The 19,711-nt window shown below is 66.7% G+C and carries 14 protein-coding genes; 11 read left to right on the top strand and 3 right to left on the bottom strand.

Going from position 1 to position 19,711, the window contains the following annotated elements; all coding sequences use genetic code 11:
- Positions 1 to 54 precede the first annotated feature (54 nt).
- Both PYV00_RS05660 and PYV00_RS05655 read left to right on the top strand, forming a co-directional pair.
- Positions 55 to 2,931 (top strand): TonB-dependent receptor plug domain-containing protein, encoded by a 2,877-nt coding sequence (locus PYV00_RS05660; RefSeq protein ID WP_275227302.1) that lies wholly within the window; start codon positions 55 to 57, stop codon positions 2,929 to 2,931.
- A gap of 150 nt (positions 2,932 to 3,081) precedes the next feature.
- Positions 3,082 to 3,261, top strand: coding sequence for a hypothetical protein (locus PYV00_RS05655; protein ID WP_275227301.1), 180 nt, complete (start codon positions 3,082 to 3,084; stop codon positions 3,259 to 3,261).
- A 56-nt stretch (positions 3,262 to 3,317) separates the two neighbouring features.
- Here the strand turns inward: PYV00_RS05655 and PYV00_RS05650 are convergent, their stop codons facing one another.
- Positions 3,318 to 3,893 carry a MarR family winged helix-turn-helix transcriptional regulator gene (locus tag PYV00_RS05650; RefSeq protein WP_275227300.1) on the bottom strand — a complete coding sequence of 192 codons (576 nt, stop codon included), beginning with the start codon at positions 3,891 to 3,893 and terminating at the stop codon, positions 3,318 to 3,320.
- Positions 3,894 to 4,055: 162 nt separating this feature from the next.
- Positions 4,056 to 4,730, bottom strand: coding sequence for a TetR/AcrR family transcriptional regulator (locus tag PYV00_RS05645; protein WP_275227299.1), 675 nt, complete (start codon positions 4,728 to 4,730; stop codon positions 4,056 to 4,058).
- A gap of 94 nt (positions 4,731 to 4,824) precedes the next feature.
- Here PYV00_RS05645 and PYV00_RS05640 point away from each other — a divergent pair, with 94 nt between their 5' ends.
- The 7 genes from PYV00_RS05640 (at position 4,825) to mgtA (ending at position 15,726) form a co-directional block, all read left to right on the top strand.
- Positions 4,825 to 6,165, top strand: coding sequence for a hypothetical protein (locus PYV00_RS05640; protein ID WP_275227298.1), 1,341 nt, complete (start codon positions 4,825 to 4,827; stop codon positions 6,163 to 6,165).
- Entirely contained in the window at positions 6,162 to 7,577 is a 1,416-nt protein-coding gene (locus PYV00_RS05635; protein ID WP_275227297.1) for an acyl-CoA reductase, read from the top strand. The genes PYV00_RS05640 and PYV00_RS05635 overlap by 4 nt, the downstream gene beginning before the upstream one ends.
- Before the next feature lie 3 nt (positions 7,578 to 7,580).
- Positions 7,581 to 8,357, top strand: coding sequence for an SDR family oxidoreductase (locus PYV00_RS05630; RefSeq protein ID WP_275227296.1), 777 nt, complete (start codon positions 7,581 to 7,583; stop codon positions 8,355 to 8,357).
- 270 nt (positions 8,358 to 8,627) lie between these two features.
- A complete protein-coding gene (locus PYV00_RS05625; protein WP_275227295.1) occupies positions 8,628 to 11,063 on the top strand; it encodes a TonB-dependent receptor in 2,436 nt (811 codons plus the stop codon).
- 158 nt (positions 11,064 to 11,221) lie between these two features.
- Positions 11,222 to 11,863 (top strand): hypothetical protein, encoded by a 642-nt coding sequence (locus PYV00_RS05620; protein WP_275227294.1) that lies wholly within the window; start codon positions 11,222 to 11,224, stop codon positions 11,861 to 11,863.
- An 18-nt stretch (positions 11,864 to 11,881) separates the two neighbouring features.
- Complete coding sequence (locus PYV00_RS05615; protein WP_275227293.1) at positions 11,882 to 12,982, top strand: GGDEF domain-containing protein; 1,101 nt, start codon at positions 11,882 to 11,884, stop codon at positions 12,980 to 12,982.
- A 152-nt stretch (positions 12,983 to 13,134) separates the two neighbouring features.
- The gene (gene mgtA / locus PYV00_RS05610) at positions 13,135 to 15,726 is read left to right on the top strand and encodes a magnesium-translocating P-type ATPase (protein WP_275227292.1); all 2,592 of its coding nucleotides are present in this window, start codon (positions 13,135 to 13,137) and stop codon (positions 15,724 to 15,726) included.
- Between the two features lie 15 nt (positions 15,727 to 15,741).
- Here mgtA and PYV00_RS05605 read toward each other — a convergent pair whose 3' ends face one another.
- Entirely contained in the window at positions 15,742 to 16,557 is an 816-nt protein-coding gene (locus tag PYV00_RS05605) for an SDR family oxidoreductase (protein WP_275227291.1), read from the bottom strand.
- 90 nt (positions 16,558 to 16,647) lie between these two features.
- On the opposite strand from PYV00_RS05605, the gene PYV00_RS05600 reads away from it, so the two are divergent.
- Together PYV00_RS05600 and PYV00_RS05595 are read left to right on the top strand one after the other, a co-directional pair.
- Positions 16,648 to 17,562 carry an AraC family transcriptional regulator gene (locus PYV00_RS05600; RefSeq protein ID WP_275227290.1) on the top strand — a complete coding sequence of 305 codons (915 nt, stop codon included), beginning with the start codon at positions 16,648 to 16,650 and terminating at the stop codon, positions 17,560 to 17,562.
- Positions 17,563 to 17,780: 218 nt separating this feature from the next.
- Entirely contained in the window at positions 17,781 to 19,706 is a 1,926-nt protein-coding gene (locus PYV00_RS05595; protein ID WP_275227289.1) for a TonB-dependent receptor, read from the top strand.
- Positions 19,707 to 19,711: the final 5 nt, after the last annotated feature.

Here is a 19,711-nt window from a genome sequence, read left to right as displayed (position 1 = left end):
CTTCAGGATAATGTGCAGTTCTATTTCGTCAAAATGATTGATCACTTCCGCAACATGTGCACTGTTGCAGTGCAGCAGGCCCCGCTCGCCATGGCACGCGCGGGGCTGGCGGGCAATCGAGGGGGCATCATGGGTTCACATCAATTTCGCGGTCGCCGGGCCTTGTCGCTTGGCTGCGCGCTCGCGGCACTGGCCGCGCCCCAGGCCGTGTTCGCGCAGGACAGCGATCCGCAGGAGAATGGCGACGCGATCGTCGTCACCGGATCGCGTATTCCGCGCGTCGCCACCGAAGGCCCGGCGCCCGTCACCGTCATCGATTCCGCGATGATCCGCGAGAACGGCTATGCCAGCGTGCCCGACATCCTGCGCGCGGTCACGCAGAACGGGGGCGAAACGCAGAGCCAGCAGTCGTTCAGCGGCGCCAGCTTCACCCCCGGCGCGCAGCAGGTGGACTTGCGCGGGCTTGGCCCCAACCACACGCTGGTGCTGGTGAACGGCCGGCGCATCGCCGATTTCCCGCTGCCCTTCCAGGGCCGCAGCAACTTCACCGACATCTCGAACATCCCGGTCAGCATGATCGAGCAGGTCGAAGTGCTGAGCGGCAGCGCCTCGGCGATCTATGGCTCGGACGCGATCGCGGGCGTCATCAACTTCAAGCTCAAGGACAAGGTGGACGGCACCACCATCGACTATCGCCACGGCCGCACCGAGCATGGCGGCGGCGCATCGCACCGCCTGGCGGTGACGAGCGGCTGGTCGACCGACCGCTTCCACGTCGTCGGCGGCGTCGAATACCTGCTGCAACGGCCGATCTGGGCCTATGACCGCAGGATACAGGACAGCGTTGCCGACAATCCGACCACGCCCAGCCCGATCGCCCGGCGCACCTTCCTGCGATACGATCCCGATGCCGACGAATATGTCGATCCGGGCGCGGCGACTTGCGCGGGGCTATCGTACCTCAACGGCGGGTCGACCTATCATGCCACGCGGCCGCGCTACGGCGCCTATGACCCCGATCTCGATGACTACGGGCCCGGCTACTTCTGCGGCAGCGACACCTCGATCGGCTATGGCACGGTGATCTCGCGGCGCGAGGGCTTCAACAGCTTCGCTTCGGCCGGCTACGAGATTTCGGACGCGCTGGAACTGTTCGTCGATGCTCAGTTCGGCATCAGCAAGGTCGCGCTCATGCCCGACGTGCTCGAATGGGGCTTCCAGGACGCATCGGGCAGCAGCGACACCACGTTCTACAACGCTTTCGACGAACGCCTGGATGACTGGTACCGCCAGTTCACGCCCGAGGAATCGGGCGGCTTCGGCCAGGTGAAGACGCGCAACCGGCAGACCACTTTCAGCGTCACGCCCGGCGTGCGGGGCACGCTGTCGGACAAATGGGCCTACGAGGTTTCGTTCAACCACAGCGAATACCGCGCGAAAGTGGAATTCCCCGAAGTCATCGCCGCCAAGGCCAACGCGCTGTTCCTGGGCCCGCAGACCGGCTCGGACGAGGGCAGCGGCTATCCGGTGTTCGATGCCGATCCGGCGCGCCTCTACACCCCGCTCACCCAGGCCGAATATGCCGGCATCACCGCCTATTCGGTCTATCGCCCCAAGAGCTGGACCGACAATCTTTCGGCAACGGTCACCAACACCGCCCTGTTCGATCTGCCCGCCGGCCCGGTCGGCTTCGCGGCGGTGGCCGAAGGGGGCAAGCAGGGCTACGATCTCAATCCCGATCCGCTGGCGCTGACCGACTACTACTATGGCCTCAAGGACAGCGACGGCCACGGCAGCCGCAGCCACTGGGCGCTGGGCGGCGAATTGCGCGTGCCCATCACCAGCTTCCTGCAGGCTTCGGGCGCGGCGCGCTATGACAGCTATCGCTTCGCCGGCAACACCATCGGCAAGTTCACCTATAACGGCGGCCTGGAACTGCGCCCGATGCGCAGCCTGCTGCTGCGCGCGGCCTATGGCACGGGCTTCCGCGCGCCGGACCTGCATTACGTGTTCACCGGGCCGGGCAATACCCATCCCTCCGCCACCGACTATTACCAGTGCCGCACCCAGGAGCCGGACGAGGACATCGGCGACTGCTCCTATTCGGACGAGGGCATCGTCGCCCGGCGCACCGGCAACCGCACGCTCAAGCCGGAAACCAGCAAGTCGCTGAACGCCGGCTTCGTCTGGCAGCCGAGCCGCCACTTCGACGTCTCGGTCGATTACTTCCGCGTATCGCTCGCCAACCAGGTGCAGGACCTGTCGATCGACCAGTTGCTGCGCGACGAGGCCGATTGCCGGATCGGCGAGACCACGGCGGGCAGCGCGGTCGACATCAACTCCCCCACTTGCCAGGATGCCATCGCGCGCGTGCAGCGCTATGCCAGCGGCGTGAACGAGGGCGAACTCGACGCGGTCTCGGTCAACCCGATCAACATCGCCCACGAGAAGACCAGCGGCATCGACGTGGCCATCCACGGCAACCTGCCGACCGATTTCGGCCTGTTCGCCCTCACCGCGTCGCACACCCATGTGTTCAAGCACAGCTTCCGCCAGTATCCCGGCGATCCGACGATCAACAAGCTGGCCTACGACAGCGGCTATGACATCCCGCGCGACAAGTCGACCGCCAGCCTGACCTGGAGCCTGGAGCAGCTCTCGTGGACACTTTCCGGCACGCGCCTGGGCAAGCTGCCGAATTATGACGAGGACGCCTACATCAAGGCCAGCTACCTGTTCAACACGAGCGTGCAGTACGACTTCACCGATCACCTGCGCGGCTCGCTGACCGTCACCAACCTGTTCGACAAGAACCCGGTGAAGGACGCGACTTATGCCAGCTATCCCTATTACGACATTAGCTGGTTCGACAGCGTGGGCCGCAGCATCTACCTGGAGATGACCTGGAAGCTCGGCGGCGCCGGGTTCTGACCGGCCGGGATCGCCCTGTCCCCGCGCGGGCTGGCGGAATATCGCGCGCAGCGAACGCATCATGCCGTTTCGGAATGTTTGCCGTATAGGCCGCGCGGTGAAGTCGGCGTATGGGCCCGGTCAACATTATTCGGGATGGTGGAGCGGTCTATGTCGGAAGCGATTTTACCCGAGGCGGTGGGTTTGCTGCGACATGTCCTGGCGATGCTGGACGAAGGGCAATTGCATCTGCCGGCAGTCCATGTCGAACATGCCTTGCATGTGCTGGAGGTCGGCCAGCGCGGCAGCCCGTTCGGCGCGGGTGACGGGTTCGACGGCGCCGACGCCTGATCCGCGGGCCCGAGGATGCGGACGCATCCTGGCCGGCGCCCTGCCCCGTCCCGCGATTATTTCGGCATTTCGGCCCGCTTCCTGAGGATCGCGGTCATCTTCTCGACGGCGGTCTGGGTCAGGCGGATATAGATGCGCCGCGCGTCGGCCAGATCGCGGCAGCGCACCACCAGCCCGCGTTCTTCCAGGATCGCCAGCCAGCGATGCGCCGTGGTCGGCGGCGCGGCCGAAGCAATCGCCGCGCTTTTCAATGAAACGCGCCGGCCGCGACTTTCGGAAATATAAAGATCCAGCAGTATATCCCAGGCTGCCTCGCCAAACAGATCGACCCCCAGCACCTTGTCCCTAAATCGCCTGCCAGTATAAATGATCTCGGCGACTTTGCTGAGATCATCGCTGGGCACACGGCCGCCGATGGTCCTGATCAGATCCGCCGTGAGCGAATCCTGATCATGGCCGTTGATCCGATCATCTGGATCGGATTGTTCCAAGATATCAGCAATTTGCCGCAATTCGCGCGCCAGCGCGTGCGGCCTTGTGCCGGTAACCATGCCTCTCACCGCCAGACTTGAAGCTGTTAAGCTTGTTCTGTTTGTAATGTTAACCCTAGCAGACCGGATATTGGCCCGCAATCCAGTCTCCGCGTTAGATCAGGCTAATTGTCTTCATTCTGAAGTCATTTCGATCCATGCTGAAAAGTCCGGCGGATCAAGGCGATTCGGCGATCAATTACTTTCGCCGGCCCCGGAACTCGCTGTAAAATGCGCCTTTTCCGCGCGTTGCCAAGCCGACTCTCAGTCGCGCGGGCGCAGGCCGTCGAGCAGGAGCCGGACGGAATAGGCGATCCGGTCCTCCATCTCGGCCTCATCCACCGGGTTGCCCGAGGCGACCACGCGCGCCGGGCCGCCCACCACCATGCTCATGAACGCGGTGGCGGCCATCTCCGGCCGCCCGGCGACGATGAGGCCCTTTTCGGCATCGCGCAGCAGCAGCGCCGCCAGCGCGGCCACCACCGGCCGGGTCACTTGCTCGGCCGCGGCGACGAAGATCTCGGGAAAGCGGAACGCCTCGGCATTCACCAGCCGTTGCAGCTTCACGCCGATCGGGCTCGTCACCTGCCGCACGCGCATCCGCGCCACTTCGACCAGGGCGAGTTCGAGTTCCGCCGCCGCCAGCGAGCGGAGCTTTTCGTCCTGGTCGGCGGTCAGCCGTTCGATGGCACGCTGGACCGTGGCCTTGAACAGCGCGGCCTTGTCTTCGTGGCGCGAGTAGATCGTGCGCTTGGTCATGCCCACCGAACTGGCGATGCGTTCAAGCGTCGCGCCGTCATAGCCGTATTCGAGGAACAGATCGACCGAGGCATCGAGCAGTTCCTCATGCCGGATATCGGCCTCTTCCCTGGTCGGCCGGCCGATCTTGGAACTGTGCGGGCGGCGAGGGGCGGCCGGGGTTTGCGCGGTTGCCTTCAAGAAAACCTCTTGCGGTAGGAGTCGAATCGACGATAACGATACCAATCAGGTGCTCTTTTGATTCTAGCAATCGGGCCGTTCGGGGAGAAGGATGATGAGTGAGCAGATCGAACGTCTGCTGGCGCTGGTCGCGGCGGGCGATCGCTATGACATTCCCTATGAGGAAATCCGCCCCGCGCAGATCGCCGCGGCAAACGCGCGCTTCCAGCAGAGGCTGGGCGAGATCGGGCTGCTGCGGCATCAGGCCGAAGCATCGGGCATCGCCGCGATTACGGATCTTGCCGATCTGGTGCCGCTGCTCTTCGCCCACACCACGTACAAGAGCTATCCCGAAAGCTGGCTGGTGCAAGGCAAGTGGGACCGGCTCGAGCGCTGGCTGGAGACAGTCTCGACTTATCCGATCACCGGCGTCGATCGCGCGGGCATCGCCGACATCGATGACTGGCTGCGCCGGCTGGAGGCGGCCGGTACGTTCGTATCGTGCTCCAGCGGGACCACCGGCAAGTGCTCGATGATCGCGGCGGCCGCGCCCGATCGCGCGTTCAGCCGGCGCAATGCGGCCATGGCCTTCGCCTGGGGCACCGGCATCGCGCCCGCGCACGATTTCAAGCTCATGGGGACGGTGCCTGTCCCCACGAGCCCGCGCAATGCCGACAGCCGCGCGGCGATCGCTGACAATTTCACCAATGGCGACGATTTCAATTTCCCGGCACCGCCGATCACGATCGGCCAGGTGAGCCGCATGGTGGCGCTGCGCCGCGCCATTGCCGACGGCACCGCCACGCCCAACGAACTGACCGACTATGAGCGGATCGCCGCCGAGCGCCAGGCCGGGATCGACAGCGGCATGGAACGCACGATCGAGGCGCTGATCGCGCATCGCGGCGAAAAGCTGCTGATCTCCGGCCAATTGGGGCTGCTGTTCCAGATGACCGGCAAAATCCGCGCGCAAGGCTATGGTGCCGGTGACTATCACCCGGAAAACGCGATGTTCCTGGGTGGCGGCCCCAAGGGCGCGGTGCTGCCCCCCGATTACCTGCAGATCCTGATGGAGACCTACAATGTCCGCTACGAGCGGCTGTTCCAGTATTACGGTATGCAGGAACTCAACACGACGATGCCGCGCTGCGCGAAAGGCCGCTACCATGTGCCGCCCTGGCTGATCCTGCTGCTGCTGGACGAGGGCGGCGAGGCGCTGGTCCCCGCGACGAACGGCGAAGCCGAAGGGCGCGCCGGCTTCTTCGACCTGTCGCTCGACGGCCGCTGGGGCGGCGTGATCTCGGGCGACAAGATCACCGTGCGCTACGGCAAGTGCGATTGCGGGCACCAGGGGCCGACGATCGGCCCAGATATCGTGCGCTATGCCGATCTGGGCGATGGCGACAAGATCACCTGCGCCGGCACGATCGACGCTTATGTAAGGGGTGTGGCATGACCGACCTGACGAGCCTGGGCGCGGCGGCGGGCGAGGCCGTCCGCGCGCCGTTCTTCATTCGCGGCAAGCTGGTCGATCGCGACGAGGCGCGCCACGTCTCGCGCGATCTGGGCGTGGCCTTCGCCTCGCCAAAGCTCAATCTCGACGATCTGGTGACGCCGCGCGCCGAGCCCGGCCCGCTGTTCGACGTGAAGCTGGGCGAGATCATCGACTTCCTGGTCGAGACCGGGCAGCGGCTGGATTACAAGATCAATCCCTATCTCCAGGAATGCCTGGAACGCACCGCGAAGACCAATCCGTTGCCCAAGGCGGTGATCGAGAACATCTACCGGCGCCCCGGCCGCTTCGCCACGCGCGAGGCGCTGGAATTCCAGGTCGAGGCGAACTTCCACGATCCCGCCTTCCTCGACGGCTGGGTGGAGCGAACCGACCCTTATGGCCAGCGCGCCCGGATTCGCGCCTTCCCGCCCCGGCTGGTCCACATCGCGGCCGGCAATTCGCCCAGCGGCGCCTTCGCCACGATCTCGCAAGGCGCGCTGGTCAAGGCGGTCAACCTGATCAAGATGCCGTCCAGCGATCCTTTCACGGTGGTCGCGATCCTGCGCACGATGGCCGATATCGATCCCGACCATCCCGTGGTCCGCGCCTTCACTGCCGTCTACTGGCGCGGCGGGGACGAGGCGATCGAGCGCACCTTGTTCCGCCCGCAGTATTTCGACCGGATCGTCGGCTGGGGCGGCGGCGATGCGATCAACAACCTGATCAAGTATCTCGGCCCCGGCCTGCAGCTCATCTCGTTCGATCCCAAGGCGTCGATCTCGATCATCGGGCCGGAGGCTTTCGCCAGCGAGGAAACGATGGACGAAGTGGCCGAGCTGGCCGCCGCCGACATCACCGTGTTCAACCAGGAAGCCTGCATCGCCAGCCGCTTCGTCTTCGCCGAAGGGCCGGCGGAGGGAATCGACAGGTTCTGCGAAAAGCTGCTGGCGCGCTTGGCGGTAGACCGCGAATATGCCTCGGCCAAGGGGCAGCCGCCGCCGGCCGATATCCGCGACGAGATCAAGGTGCTGACGGCGATGGGCGGCGAATATCGCGTCTGGGGCCATCCCGACGGTGCCGGCGTGGTCATCCGATCGCCCGAGCCGGTGGATTTCCATCCGGTCAACAAGACCGCCAACGTGATCCCGGTGGCGCGGCTGGAAGACGCGTTCCGCTATGTCAACGTGGCGACGCAGACGGTCGGCGTCTATCCCGCCCAGCACAAGGCGCGCCTGCGCGATGGCCTTGCCGGCGCCGGGGCACAGCGGATCGTGCGGCTGGGCTCGGCCGCCCGCAACACGCTGGGCAGCCCGCATGACGCGATGTATCCGCTCGCGCGCTTCGTCCACTGGACCGTCGACGAGGATATCTGAGCGGTGGCCGGGGCCCTGTCAGGCAAAGTGGCGCTGGTCACGGGCGCATCCTCGGGCATTGGCGAGGCGACGGCGCTGGCGCTGGCCGGGCACGGCGCGACGGTGGCGATCCTCGCTCGCCGGCGCGAGCGGCTCGACGCGCTGGCGGCGCGAATCGAGGCGGCCGGCGGCGAGGCACTGGCCTTGCCGGGCGACGTTGCCGAGGCGGGGGAGGCCGCGCGCGCCGTCACGGCAGCGGTGGCCCGCTTCGGCAGGCTGGATATCCTGGTGAACGCGGCCGGCATCATCCGCGCCGGCGGCGCCGAGGCCCTGCCCGCCGGGGAGTGGCGCGAAGTGATGGACGTCAACCTGATGGGCACGCTGCATTGCTGCCAGGCGGCGATCGCGCCGATGAAGGCGCAAGGCGGGGGACAGATCGTCAACATCTCCTCGCTGGCCGCGCGCCGGCCTTCGGGCGCGCTGGGGGCCTATGCGGCCAGCAAGTTCGCCGTCTCGGGCTTTTCCGAGAGCCTGCGGCAGGAACTGGCGCCGGCCGGCATCCGCGTCTGCACCATCGAGCCGGGCCAGACGCGGACCGAACTGGCGAACGGGCTGGCCACCGGAAACGGGCAGGCCACCGCCGGGCCGGCCCGATCGCCGACCGATACCGGGCTGCGCCGGCAGGAATTCATGGAAGCCTCCGACATCGCCGCGGCGGTCTGCTTCGTCGTCTCGCTGCCGCCCCGGGCCAATGTCGCGCAATTGCTGATCCTGCCCGCGGCCAGCACGGCGGCAGTGTAGCGGCGGGGCGGACGGAAGCGCCGGATAAAGGCAAAATGGCAATTTGTTTCGCTTGACGGCACAAACGACACTAAATAGTATCTTTATCAGGGAACGAATAGAATCCGGGTAAATCGCCAAGATTTTCCGATTATATCCGTTCACCCTCAATAATTTTCAAAAATATAATCGGATTGGCCATCGGCCTGGGACAAAACCACAATATAGTGGCGGGAGGATTCTATGAAAAATCGCAAGGGGGCATTGCCCTCCGTTCTTTCTATTCCATTCATGTGTCTCATCTCATCCCCGGCGCAAGCGCAGGAGGTGGATCACGCGCTGGGCGGTGCGGATATCATCGTGACCGCCCGCCGCGTCGAGGAGCGGCTGCAGGACGTGCCGATCTCGATCACCGCCTTCAGCCAGGAACAACTCGATACCAACAATGTCGTCGCGGCCAAGGATCTGGTCGCCTACACCCCTTCGCTCTCGGTCAACACGCGCTACGGCTCGGACTATGGTTCGTTCTCGATCCGCGGCTTCACCCAGGAAGAGCGCACCACCGCCTCGGTCGGCGTCTACTTCGCCGATGTCGTCGCCCCCCGAAATGGCGGCGCCTCGAACAGCGGCGACGGCGGCGGGCCGGGCAGCTTCTTCGACCTGCAGAACGTGCAGGTGCTGAAAGGGCCGCAAGGCACGCTGTTCGGCCGCAACACCACCGGCGGCGCGGTGCTGCTGGTGCCGCGCAAGCCCTCGCGCGATTTCGAAGGCTATGTCGAAGGCTCGATCGGCAACTCCGACATGCGGCGGCTGCAAGGCGTGGTGAACCTGCCGGTCAACGATACGTTCCGCCTGCGCTTCGGCTTCGACCGGCAGAAACGCGAGGGCTACCTCAGGAACATCTCCGGCATCGGCCCGAAGGACTTCGCCGATATCGACTATTTCGCCGCGCGCGTCAGCCTGGTGGCCGATCTGACGCCGGATCTGGAAAACTACACGCTCGCCTCATACGGCCATTCGACGCCGCATGGCTCGGTCGCCAAGCTGACCGACTGCTTCGACGGCAGCGTGCGCGTGATCACCGCGCAGTTCGTCTGCGCCCAGCTTGACCGGGAACGCGACGCGCCGTTCATGGCGGTGTCCAACTACCTGGCCGATGCACGGCAGGAGATCGAGCAGTGGCAGGTGATCAACACCACCACCTGGCAGGCCAGCGACACGCTGACGATCAAGAACATCGCCAGCTATGCCGAGCAGGTGCAGGACCAGTCGGTAGACCTGTTCGGCCTGTCCTTCGTCGTCCCGGCGACGCTGCGCAACACCAGCGGCACGCTGATCACCGTGCCAGCCGAGTTCGTCGGCATGGTCAGCGGCAGTTCCACCGTCCAGTCGCCGCCCGGATACGAGGCGAGCGATCAGGCCACCTTTACCGAGGAACTGCAATTCCAGGGCCGCTCCACCGATGGCCGGCTGACCTGGCAGACAGGCGCCTATTTTGAGAAGAGCACACCGCTCTCCGCTTATGGCACGCAGAGCCAGACCAACAACTTCTGCACCGATTCCAATACCTTCCAATGTCGCGATATCTTCGGCGTGATCACGGGCGCCAGCGTCGGATCGGTCAACCGCCAATTGGCCAAGACCACGTTCCGCAACATCGGCCTTTACGCGCAGGCCAGCTATGACCTGACGGAGCGGCTGAAAGTCACGGCCGGCCTGCGCTACACCTGGGACAAGGTGCGCACCGAGATTGTCGACAAGGCGCTCTACCGCTTCCTTGGCCCCGACCGCGACCAGCCGGTGCGAAGCTGCGTCGATGAGCCGGCGCTCACCGAATGCGGCCGGATCCTGCGGCAGGATTCCAAGGCGCCGACCTGGCTGATCGGCCTGGATTACAAGCCGAACCCCGATCTCCTGCTCTATGCGAAATGGGCGCGCGGCTATCGCCAGGGATCGACCAGCCCGCAGAGCATCCAGGGCCGCGACACCTACCGCCCCGAAAAGGTCGACAGCTATGAAGCCGGCGTCAAGGCGACGTTTCGCGGCGCGATCCCCGGCACGTTCAACATCGCGGCCTTCTACAACGATTTCCGCGATCAGCAGTTGAAGGCCACCTTCACCGGCGTGCCGCCCTATCCCTCGAACCTGGCCATCGTCAACGCCGGCAAGTCGCGGATCTACGGCGCCGAAATCGAAGCCACGGTCTCTCCGTTCGACGGTTTCCGCCTCCAGGCCAGCTATGCCTATCTCAACAGCAAGCTGGAGGAACTCGACGCCACCTACCTCGCCACGCCCGATCCGCTGCGCTACACCGACGGGCGCGGCCCGCTTGTCGGCGGCGCGCTGCCGTTCACGCCCAAGCACAAGGTCTCGGCCACGGCGAATTATACCTTGCCGCTGGACCGGGCCATCGGCGAGATCACGCTGGGCGGCACGTTCAGCTATACCGCCAGGATGTTCTACCAGGATCCGGTCACCTCGACCGGCCGCAGGACGATCCTGGGCAGCTTCGACGACTATTCGTTCATCGCGGCGAACACGCTGGTCAATCTCAACGCAAGCTGGTCGGGCATCATGGGATCGCCGGTCGATGCCCAGTTCTTCATGACCAACGCCTTCGACAAGCGCTATTTCACCGCGCACAACATCAGCCCGGCACAAGGCTATCTGGCGCGCTACATCGGCGAGCCGCGCATGTACGGGGTGCGCCTGCGCTACAGCTTCTGACGGCCCCGTCCGGGGAAAGCGCCCTCGCGGCGGGCTCCCCGGACGCAATCTTCCCCTTGCGATGGCAAGGCCAGCGCCTACCATGGCGCCAATTATCCACGGGAAGCGGCCTACGGTAACTTTATGGAAGGCTTAACCGTGCCATCGGGCATGGCGACATGGACAGCAACCACGAATTCCAGCGACGCGCATCCCGGCATCCGGGGTTGAACGCGCTGCTGTTCCTGGCCGTGCTGCTCGGGTTTGGCTGGACCGCGCCCGCCAATGCCGCCGAAGTCCGGCTCGGCCGGTCGCTGTGCCACGCGGTCAGTGCCCGGCCCCCGGCCAGCGATGCCCTGCCCACCCGATTCGCCTGCAAGGGCAAGCCTGCGGACTATCAGCGGGGCAGCCTCTGGCTGCATGTCGATCTTCGCCAATACCCGGTCGATCGCGATGACTTTGTCCTGCTGGTCCACAACACGCGGTTCGACCGGATGCAGGTCGCCTTCACCTATGCCGATGGCAGGATCGTGCGCCAGACGGTGCGCGGCGGCGACATGGGGTCGCACTGGCGGGCCGGCGGCCAGATCGCTTTCCCGGCACCGGATCGCAATGTGCCGCTGGTCGCGCTGACGCTGCGGTTCGACAGGCTGGCCAGCGCCGATCTGCTGCGCCTGCGCATGATGCGCGATGGCGAGGCCTCCATGCAATCGATCGCGCTGGCCACCTCGATCGGCGCGGCGCTGATGCTGCTGGTGATCGGCGCCATCTACAATGCGTCGCTGGCTTTCGCCGTCCGCCGCCAGTTTCCCGCATGGTAAGGCGCCTGGGCCGGGTGCATGGCGGTGTGGGGCGCGGTCTGGTCGCAGCTTCACCTGTTCTTCCTGCCGGGCATGGCCGGCGTGGTTTCAGCGCAGCTTTGCACCGGCCTTTCCTGCCTTGCGGTGACGCTCGCGACGCTGAGCGCGATCACCGCGCTGGACCGGGACCACCTGCCTCGCCGGCTCGGGCCGGCCACGCTGGTGCTCGGCGGCGTGATCGGCGTGCTCGGCGTGCCGCTGGCGTTCATGCGCGCCGGGCCGATCATGGCCCTGGCCGATGTCCTGGGCGTGCTGATCCTGGTCGATCTGCTGGCGGTCGCGGTGTGCCTGGGCTGCGCCTGGCGCCGGGGCAGCGCCGAGGCGCGCACGTTCGCGGTGGCCTGGTCGCTGCCGATGGCGGCGCTGGCGGTGGCGCAGTTCCTCGATGTCGATATGCTGTTCTGGGGCGGCGGATCGCAGACGCTGGTGCTGCTAGCAGCAGCCTGGCAGACGCTGTGGCTCTCGTTCGCGGCCTCGCGCACCCATGCCCGCCTGCGCGTCGAGCGCGACCGGGCGCGCCGGGCCGAGGCGCAAGCGCACGAACTGGCGCGGCGCGATCCGCTGACAGGGCTGCGCAACCGGCGCGGCTTCATCGACGTCGTCACCCCGATGCTCGAAGCCGCGCGCGCCAATGCCAGCCCGATCGCGCTGCTGATCGTTGATGTCGACTGGTTCAAGCGGATCAACGATGCCCACGGGCACGAAGCGGGCGACATGGTGCTGGCCACGATCGCGCGCCGGATCGGCCGCTGGGAAGGCGCCCTGTGCACGGTCGCGCGGCTGGGGGGCGAGGAATTCGCGCTGATGATCGGCGGCCTGGAAGGCTTCGCGCTGGCCCGCTTCGCGGACAGCGTCCGCCAGGAAGTCGCCGCCTGCGATCACCACGCGGCGATCGGCGGCGGCAAGGTGACTGTCAGCATCGGCGTTGCCGAAGCAGCAAAGGGCGCCGATTTCCGCCACTTGTACCGGCTGGCCGACGAAGCGCTCTACACCGCCAAGCACAGGGGCCGCGATCAGGTGGTCCTGCGATCGCTCGACGATGCGTCCGAGCACGCGTATCGCTTCGCGGTGGGCGCGTAGCCCGCCGATCCCGCCGCAAGAGCGAACCGCACGCGACCGCTCCCTCGGGCCCGCCACGATGGCTTGGCACGGCGCGCGACGATAGTATGCTTCGCGAACGCGCGCGGCGGGGCGGTTCGCAGGCCCCGTCCGCTCGCGCGAGGAGCGCCGCGATGAAGCCTGTCCCCGACCAAGCCAGCCGCGCGCGGTCGCCGGACAGCGCGGACCGTTACTGGACCCGCACGGGCGAGGATCTGCTGGCAGCGCTGGGATCGGCGGCAGCCGGGCTGGCCGACACGTCGGCCGCGGCGCGGCTCGCGCGCGAAGGGCCCAACCGGGTCACGCGCGATCACCGGGCCGGGCCGCTGGCCTTGCTGCGCCGCCAGTTCGCCAGCCCGCTGGTGCTGATCCTGCTGGCTGGCGCGGTAGTGTCGCTGGCGCTGCGGGACTGGAGCGACGCGGGAATCATCGCGGTCATCGTCATCAGCAGCGCGCTGCTCGGCTTCGCGCAGGAATATCGCGCGTCGCAGGCGGTCGCGGCGTTGCAGCAGCGGCTGGCGCTGCGCTGCACGGTGCTGCGCGGCGGCGCCGAGCGAGAGATTCCCGTCACCGACATCGTTCCGGGCGACATCGTCCGCCTCAGCGCGGGCAATCTCGCGCCCGCCGATGGCGTGCTGCTCGAAACCCGGGATCTTACCGTCAGCGAAGCCGCGCTGACCGGCGAGAGCTTCCCGGTCGAGAAGCGTCCGGGCGTCTCCGCCGCCGAGGCGCCGCTGGCCGAACGGCGCAACTGCCTGTTCGCCGGCTCGTCGGTGCGCAGCGGCACGGCCACCCTGCTGGTGGTGCGCACCGGCGCCGCGAGCGAATATGGCAAGATCGCGCAGCGCCTGGGCCGCCGCGCGCCGGAGACCGATTTCGAGCGGGGCGTGCGGCATTTCGGCGAGATGCTGCTGCGCGCGATGTTCCTGATGGTGGTCTTCGTGCTGGCGGCGAACCAGATGATGGGGCGCCCCTTCACCGAATCGCTGCTGTTCGCGGTCGCGCTTTCGGTGGGGCTGTCGCCCGAACTGCTGCCGGCCATCGTCAGCATCACGCTGTCGGCCGGCGCGCGCAACATGGCGCGGCGCGGCGTGATCGTGCGCAAGCTGGAAGCGATCGAGATGCTGGGCAGCCTCGACATCGTGTGCACCGACAAGACCGGCACGATCACCAGCGGCATCGTCACGCTGGCGGATGCGGTCGATCCCGCGGGCACGCCCCGCGCCGACGTGCTGGCGAGCGCCTTCCTCAACGCCTCGCTGGAAACCGGCATCGCCAACGCGCTCGACGCGGCGATCGTCAAGGCGGGCGAGGCCGCCGGCCTTTCGGCCACGGGGCTGACCAAGCTTGACGAGATTCCCTATGATTTCAATCGCCGCCGGCTGACCATCGTGGTGGCCGAGCCGGACCGCGAGCGCCACCGGCTGATCGTCAAGGGCGCGGTGGCGGAAACCCTGTCGGTCTGCACCGGCGTGATCGCCGCCGATGGCGAGGCCCCGCTCGACGATGCGCGGCGCGAGGCCCTGCTCGCCTATGTCGCCGAACAGGGCGCGCAGGGCCGGCGCGTGCTGGCGGTGGCGCAGCGCTGCCTGGCGCCCCAGCCGCGCTACACCGTCGCCGACGAGCACGACCTGGTCCTGCTGGGCTTCCTGCTGTTCGACGATCCGCCCAAGCCCGGCGCGCGCGAGGCCCTGCGCGCGCTTGCCGGGCTTGGCGTCAAGGTGAAAGTCGTGAGCGGGGACAACCGCTATGTCACCGCCCATGTGGCGCGCGAGGTGGGGCTCGATCCCGAAGCGATCCTGACGGGAGCGGACATCGCGGCGATGGGTGACGAGGCGCTGTGGCACGCGGCCGAGCGCGCGCAGCTGTTCGTCGAGATCGACCCCCAGCAGAAGGAGCGGATCGTCCACGCCTTGCGCCGGCGCGGCCACGCCGTCGGCTTCCTGGGCGACGGGATCAACGATGCGCCCGCGCTCTATTCGGCCGATGTCGGCATCTCGGTGGAAGGCGCGGTCGATGTCGCGCGCGAAAGCGCCGACGTCGTCCTCATGACCGCCGATCTCGACGTGCTGCGCCGGGGCGTGGAGGACGGGCGGCATACCTTCGGCAACACGATGAAATACATCGCCATCACCACCAGCGCCAATTTCGGCAACATGATCAGCATGGCGCTGGCCGTGCCGCTGCTGCCATTCCTGCCGCTGCTGCCCAAGCAGATCCTGTTCAACAACCTGATTTCCGACCTGCCGTCGATGGCGATCGCCACCGACGTGGTCGATCCCGAGCGGCTGGCCCGGCCGCAGCGCTGGGACGTGCGCGAGATCACCCGGTTCATGGTGGTGTTCGGCGTGGTCAGTTCGCTGTTCGACATGCTGACCTTCCTGTTCCTGCTGAAAGTGGTCCACGCGGATGCGACGATGTTCCACACCACCTGGTTCATCGTTTCGGTGATGACCGAGATCGCCGTCGTGCTGGTGCTGCGGACCTGGCGCCCCGCCTGGCGCAGCCGCCCGAGCGCGATGCTGGCGTGGAGCACGGCGGCGGTCGGCCTGCTGACGCTGGCGCTGCCGTTCGTGCCGCCGATCGCCGCCCTGTTCGGCTTCGTGCGGCTCGGCGGCATCGAACTGGTGGCAAGCCTGGGGATCGTGGCCGCCTATATCCTGACCACCGAAGCGGTGAAATACGCCTATGTGCGCCGCTTCATATCCGGGCCGAAGCGCGGCTGAAGGCGATCGCGGCCATCAGGCGAAAGTTTCGCGCATGGTGCGCCGATAGTGCTCTTCCGACGTGCTCCAGCGCAGATCGGCGAGAAACCTGCTGTCCGCACCGGCGAGGTAGCGCAGCCGGTCGCCCGGATCGGTGGCGGCCGCATGGACCGCTTCGGCCACTTCCGCCTCGGTGCAATAAGCGGTCGGGTAGTTCGCCATCCGCGCGAAGCAGGCCTGGGTGAAGGCGTGATAGTCGGCCGGGAACAGCCCCGTCATCCGCTCGCTGCCGTTGGCGGCGAAGCTGGTGGTGGGCGCATAGCCCGGCTCCACCAGCCGCGCCTGGATGTTGAACGCGCCCAGTTCATAGGAAAGCGCTTCGGTAAAGCCTTCCACCGCGAACTTGCTGGCGGCATAGATCGCGACCAGCGGCATCACGCCGATCGTCACGCTGGAGGTGACGTTCACGATCACGCCATGCCCCTGCCGGCGCATCTGCGGGATGATGGCGCGGCAGGCGGCGATCACGCCGAACGTGTTGGTCTCGAACATCTCCCGGACAGTGCTGTCGGGCGTGGCCTCGACAATCGAGGCAAGGCCAATGCCGGCGTTGTTCACCCACACGTCGATGGCACCGAAGGCGGCGACGGCAGCCTCGATCGCATCGGCGATGCTGGCCGGGCTGGTGATGTCGAGCGGCAGCACTTTCAGCCGCTCGGTCTCGCCGCCGAACAACGAGGCGTCCGGCCGCCGCATCGTCGCGACGACGTTCCAGCCACGATCGAGAAACAGGCGCGCGGCCGCCTTGCCATAGCCCGACGACGTGCCGGTGATGAGAATGGTCCTGGACATCTGGGTCTCCATTGTTTGGTCGCGGCCACCCTAGACTGCGCAATCGGATGATCTATAATCCATGATCCGACTTTGATTACGGATCGTCCAATGGACCCGCTCAGCGACATCATTGCTCTCCTGCGGCCCACCACCGCCATTGCCAAGCCGATCACCGGCCGGGGGCGCTGGGGCGTGCGCTATGCCGCGCATCGCGCGCCGGGGTTCACCATCGTGCTGCAAGGCGAATGCGCGATCGCGCTGGAGGGCAAGGCGCCGATGCGCCTGCGCAAGGGGGATTTCCTGCTCCTGCCCTCCACGCCGGCCTTCACCTTGTCCAGCCATCCCGGCATCGCCGGCGAACCGCGCGAGCCGGTGAACGCCCCCGTCCGGCATGGGGAGCAGCAGGGCGAGCCCGATTTCGTCTCGCTGGGCGGGACGTTTCGGCTCGAAGCGGTCCATGCGCCGCTCCTGCTCGGTCTGCTTCCCGATGTCGTTCATATTCCCGCGTCGGCCGGGCCGGCCGACCGGCTCGGGCGCGTGGTGCAGCTCATCATGGACGAATGCGCGGGCGAGGAGCCGGGCAAGGAGATGATCCTGCAGCGGCTGCTCGAAGTGCTGATGGTGGAAGCGCTTCGCTGGCAAGGGCCCGATCCCGGCGCGATCGCCACCGGCCTGCTCGACGGGATGCGCGACCCGCCGATCGCCCGTGCCTTGCGCGCGCTGCACGGCGATGTCCGCGCGGGCTGGACGGTTTCAGGCCTTGCCGGGGTCGCGGGCATGTCGCGATCGGCCTTCGCGGCGCGGTTCAGCGCGGTTCTGGGGTGCGCGCCGATCGAATATCTGGCGCGCTGGCGCATGGCGCTGGCCACGGATGCGCTTTTGCGCGGGGCGAAGACGCTCGATCGGATCGCGGACGAGATCGGCTACGAATCCGCCAGCGCGTTCAGCACCGCGTTCCGCAAGCGCATCGGCTGCGCGCCGGGTCGATTTGCCCGTTCCGCGCGCGCCGCCCTCGTGCAATAGAAGGCCAAACAGTTCGCCGCGAGTCTGATTGACGCCGCGACCGGCTTGATCGGGTTGTCCCGGCCTCCCTGCGGAAATTATCGTACGCATGGATGCAAGCTTGCGTCGATCGATCCTTATATTATTAGTTCATGACGCAACCATGAAAGGGGAAATGGTCCATGCCCGCGCGGCCCGTACATTCCGGTTCGAAACGCCTTGTCTTATCGGCGGTTCTTTTGTCGACTGCCGCCCTGGCAATGCCGGGAGGGCCGGCATGGGCCCAGAGCACGCAGGTCTTTTCCGAAACGATCGTGGTCAATGGCCATGGTGAGCCGGTGGACAGCGCCTCGTTCGAAACCCGCCATGCGCTGGATGGCGAAGCCGTGGCCGGGATCAACGCGGCGTCGGCGGACGAGATCCTGCGCCGCCTTCCGGCCGTGTACCTGCCCACCAATTCGCGCGGCGAGACGATCGCCTTCGTGCGCAACGCGGCCGAGCGCCAGGTGGCGATCTTCTATGAAGGCGCCGATATCAACGTGCCCTGGGACAACCGGCTGGACCTGGCCATGATCCCGGCCGGGCTGATCGGAACGGCCCGATCGGCCGCCGGCCCGCTGGCGCCGCATTACGGCGTGAACGCGCTGGGCGCGCTCAGCCTTTCGCCGACCGCGGGCCTGCGCGGCAAGGTGGCCTATGGCACGGGCGACAGGTTCGATGCCGATCTGGCGGTGCCGCTGGGCCCGGTCATGGTGGGGGGCAGCTATGCCAGCCGCGATGGCGAGCCGCTTTCGGACGAGGCGGACCTGCCCTATTCGCAAGTCGGGCGCAAACTGCGCACCAACACCGATCGCGAACTGGCCAGCGTGTTCGGCCGCGTCGGCGGCGAGGTGGGCGCGCATACCCTCAGCCTGACGGCGTTTCACGTCTGGGGGAACAAGGGCATCGCGCCGGAAAGCAACCGCGCGTCGGGCGCGCGGTTCTGGCGCTATCCCGATCTGCAGCACACGCTTGTCGTGGGCAACGCCCGCAGCGCGCTGGGGGAATCGACCGAGCTGGACAGCGTCGCCTGGTACCAGCGGTTCGGCCAGACGATCGACAGCTATGCCAGCGCCGCATACGACAAGGTCGCCTCGCGCGAGGTGGACAAGGATCGCACCTGGGGCGTGCGCGAACTGCTGAAGCACCGGGCCGGCCCGGCGATGCTGGTGGGTTCGTTCAATTTCCTGCAATCCACCCATCACCAGCGCGACATCAGCTATGACAGCGCCGGCAATCCGCCCGCCAGCCTGCCCGACGCGCTGTTCTACAAGCAGCGCAACTGGAGCGTGGGCGGCGAGCTGGAGTATGATTTCTCCACCGCCCTGCGCGCCGAGGTCGGTCTCGGCTACGACGTGGTCGACTATATGCGCACCGGCGACAAGCCGCCGGTCAAGGATGCCCGCGACTGGACCGGACGGGCCGGCCTCGTCCTCGATGCCGGAAGCGGCTGGCGAGTGCGCGGCGCGCTGGGCCGCAAGATGCGCGCGCCCACCATGCGCGAACGCTTCGGCGAAGGCATCAAGCGCTTCATGCCCAACCCCGATCTCAAGCCCGAGCGGATCGTGACGGCCGAGGTCGGCGCCGAATGGCGCGGCGAGCGGGGCGGCTTCTATGTCATTCCGTTCGTGCAGGATCTGAAGAACACGATCGACCAGCGCAATGTCGGCTCGCTCCGCCAGCGGATCAACCTGAAGGGGTCCAAGGTGAAGGGCATCGAGGTGGGCGGCAACTGGCGCCCGCACGAATATGTCACGCTCGCCGGAAATCTCACCTGGACCCATGTCCGGCGCAAGAACGCCGATTCCGGCACGCTCAACCGGATCGCCGAAAAGCCGTCGCTGCTGGCGAACCTGACCGCCAGCTATGCCCATCCCAGCGGCTTTGCCACCTCGTTCGAGGCGCTGCACAACGGCCGCGCCTATTCGGCCGACACCACCGGGGACATGGTGCCGCTGGAACGCTCGACCAGCTTCAACTGGCAGGTGAGCCAGGGCTTTCGGGTCAAGAATCAGCCATTTGACGTATTCCTCCATGTCGAGAACATCGGCGATTCCCTGATCGAGCCGCAGCTTGGGCTGCCGGCGGCGGGCCGCGCGGTGCGGATCGGCATAAGGGTAGGCTGAAGGTG

The sequence above is a fragment of the Novosphingobium album (ex Liu et al. 2023) genome, assembly GCF_029076845.1.
GTDB lineage: Bacteria > Pseudomonadota > Alphaproteobacteria > Sphingomonadales > Sphingomonadaceae > Novosphingobium.
Note: the sequence above shows the minus strand (reverse complement) of the source record. Positions and strands in the feature narration are given on the sequence as shown.

Excerpts from the sequence above, each read along its gene's own strand:
- PYV00_RS05620 (WP_275227294.1), top strand. The coding sequence starts at position 11,222 with ATGGACAGCAACCACGAATTCCAGCGACGCGCATCCCGGCATCCGGGG.
- PYV00_RS05660 (WP_275227302.1), top strand. The coding sequence starts at position 55 with ATGTGCACTGTTGCAGTGCAGCAGGCCCCGCTCGCCATGGCACGCGCG.
- PYV00_RS05615 (WP_275227293.1), top strand. The coding sequence starts at position 11,882 with ATGGCGGTGTGGGGCGCGGTCTGGTCGCAGCTTCACCTGTTCTTCCTG.
- PYV00_RS05655 (WP_275227301.1), top strand. The coding sequence starts at position 3,082 with ATGTCGGAAGCGATTTTACCCGAGGCGGTGGGTTTGCTGCGACATGTC.
- PYV00_RS05605 (WP_275227291.1), bottom strand. The coding sequence starts at position 16,557 with ATGTCCAGGACCATTCTCATCACCGGCACGTCGTCGGGCTATGGCAAG.
- mgtA (WP_275227292.1), top strand. The coding sequence starts at position 13,135 with ATGAAGCCTGTCCCCGACCAAGCCAGCCGCGCGCGGTCGCCGGACAGC.
- PYV00_RS05635 (WP_275227297.1), top strand. The coding sequence starts at position 6,162 with ATGACCGACCTGACGAGCCTGGGCGCGGCGGCGGGCGAGGCCGTCCGC.
- PYV00_RS05625 (WP_275227295.1), top strand. The coding sequence starts at position 8,628 with ATGTGTCTCATCTCATCCCCGGCGCAAGCGCAGGAGGTGGATCACGCG.
- PYV00_RS05640 (WP_275227298.1), top strand. The coding sequence starts at position 4,825 with ATGAGTGAGCAGATCGAACGTCTGCTGGCGCTGGTCGCGGCGGGCGAT.
- PYV00_RS05600 (WP_275227290.1), top strand. The coding sequence starts at position 16,648 with ATGGACCCGCTCAGCGACATCATTGCTCTCCTGCGGCCCACCACCGCC.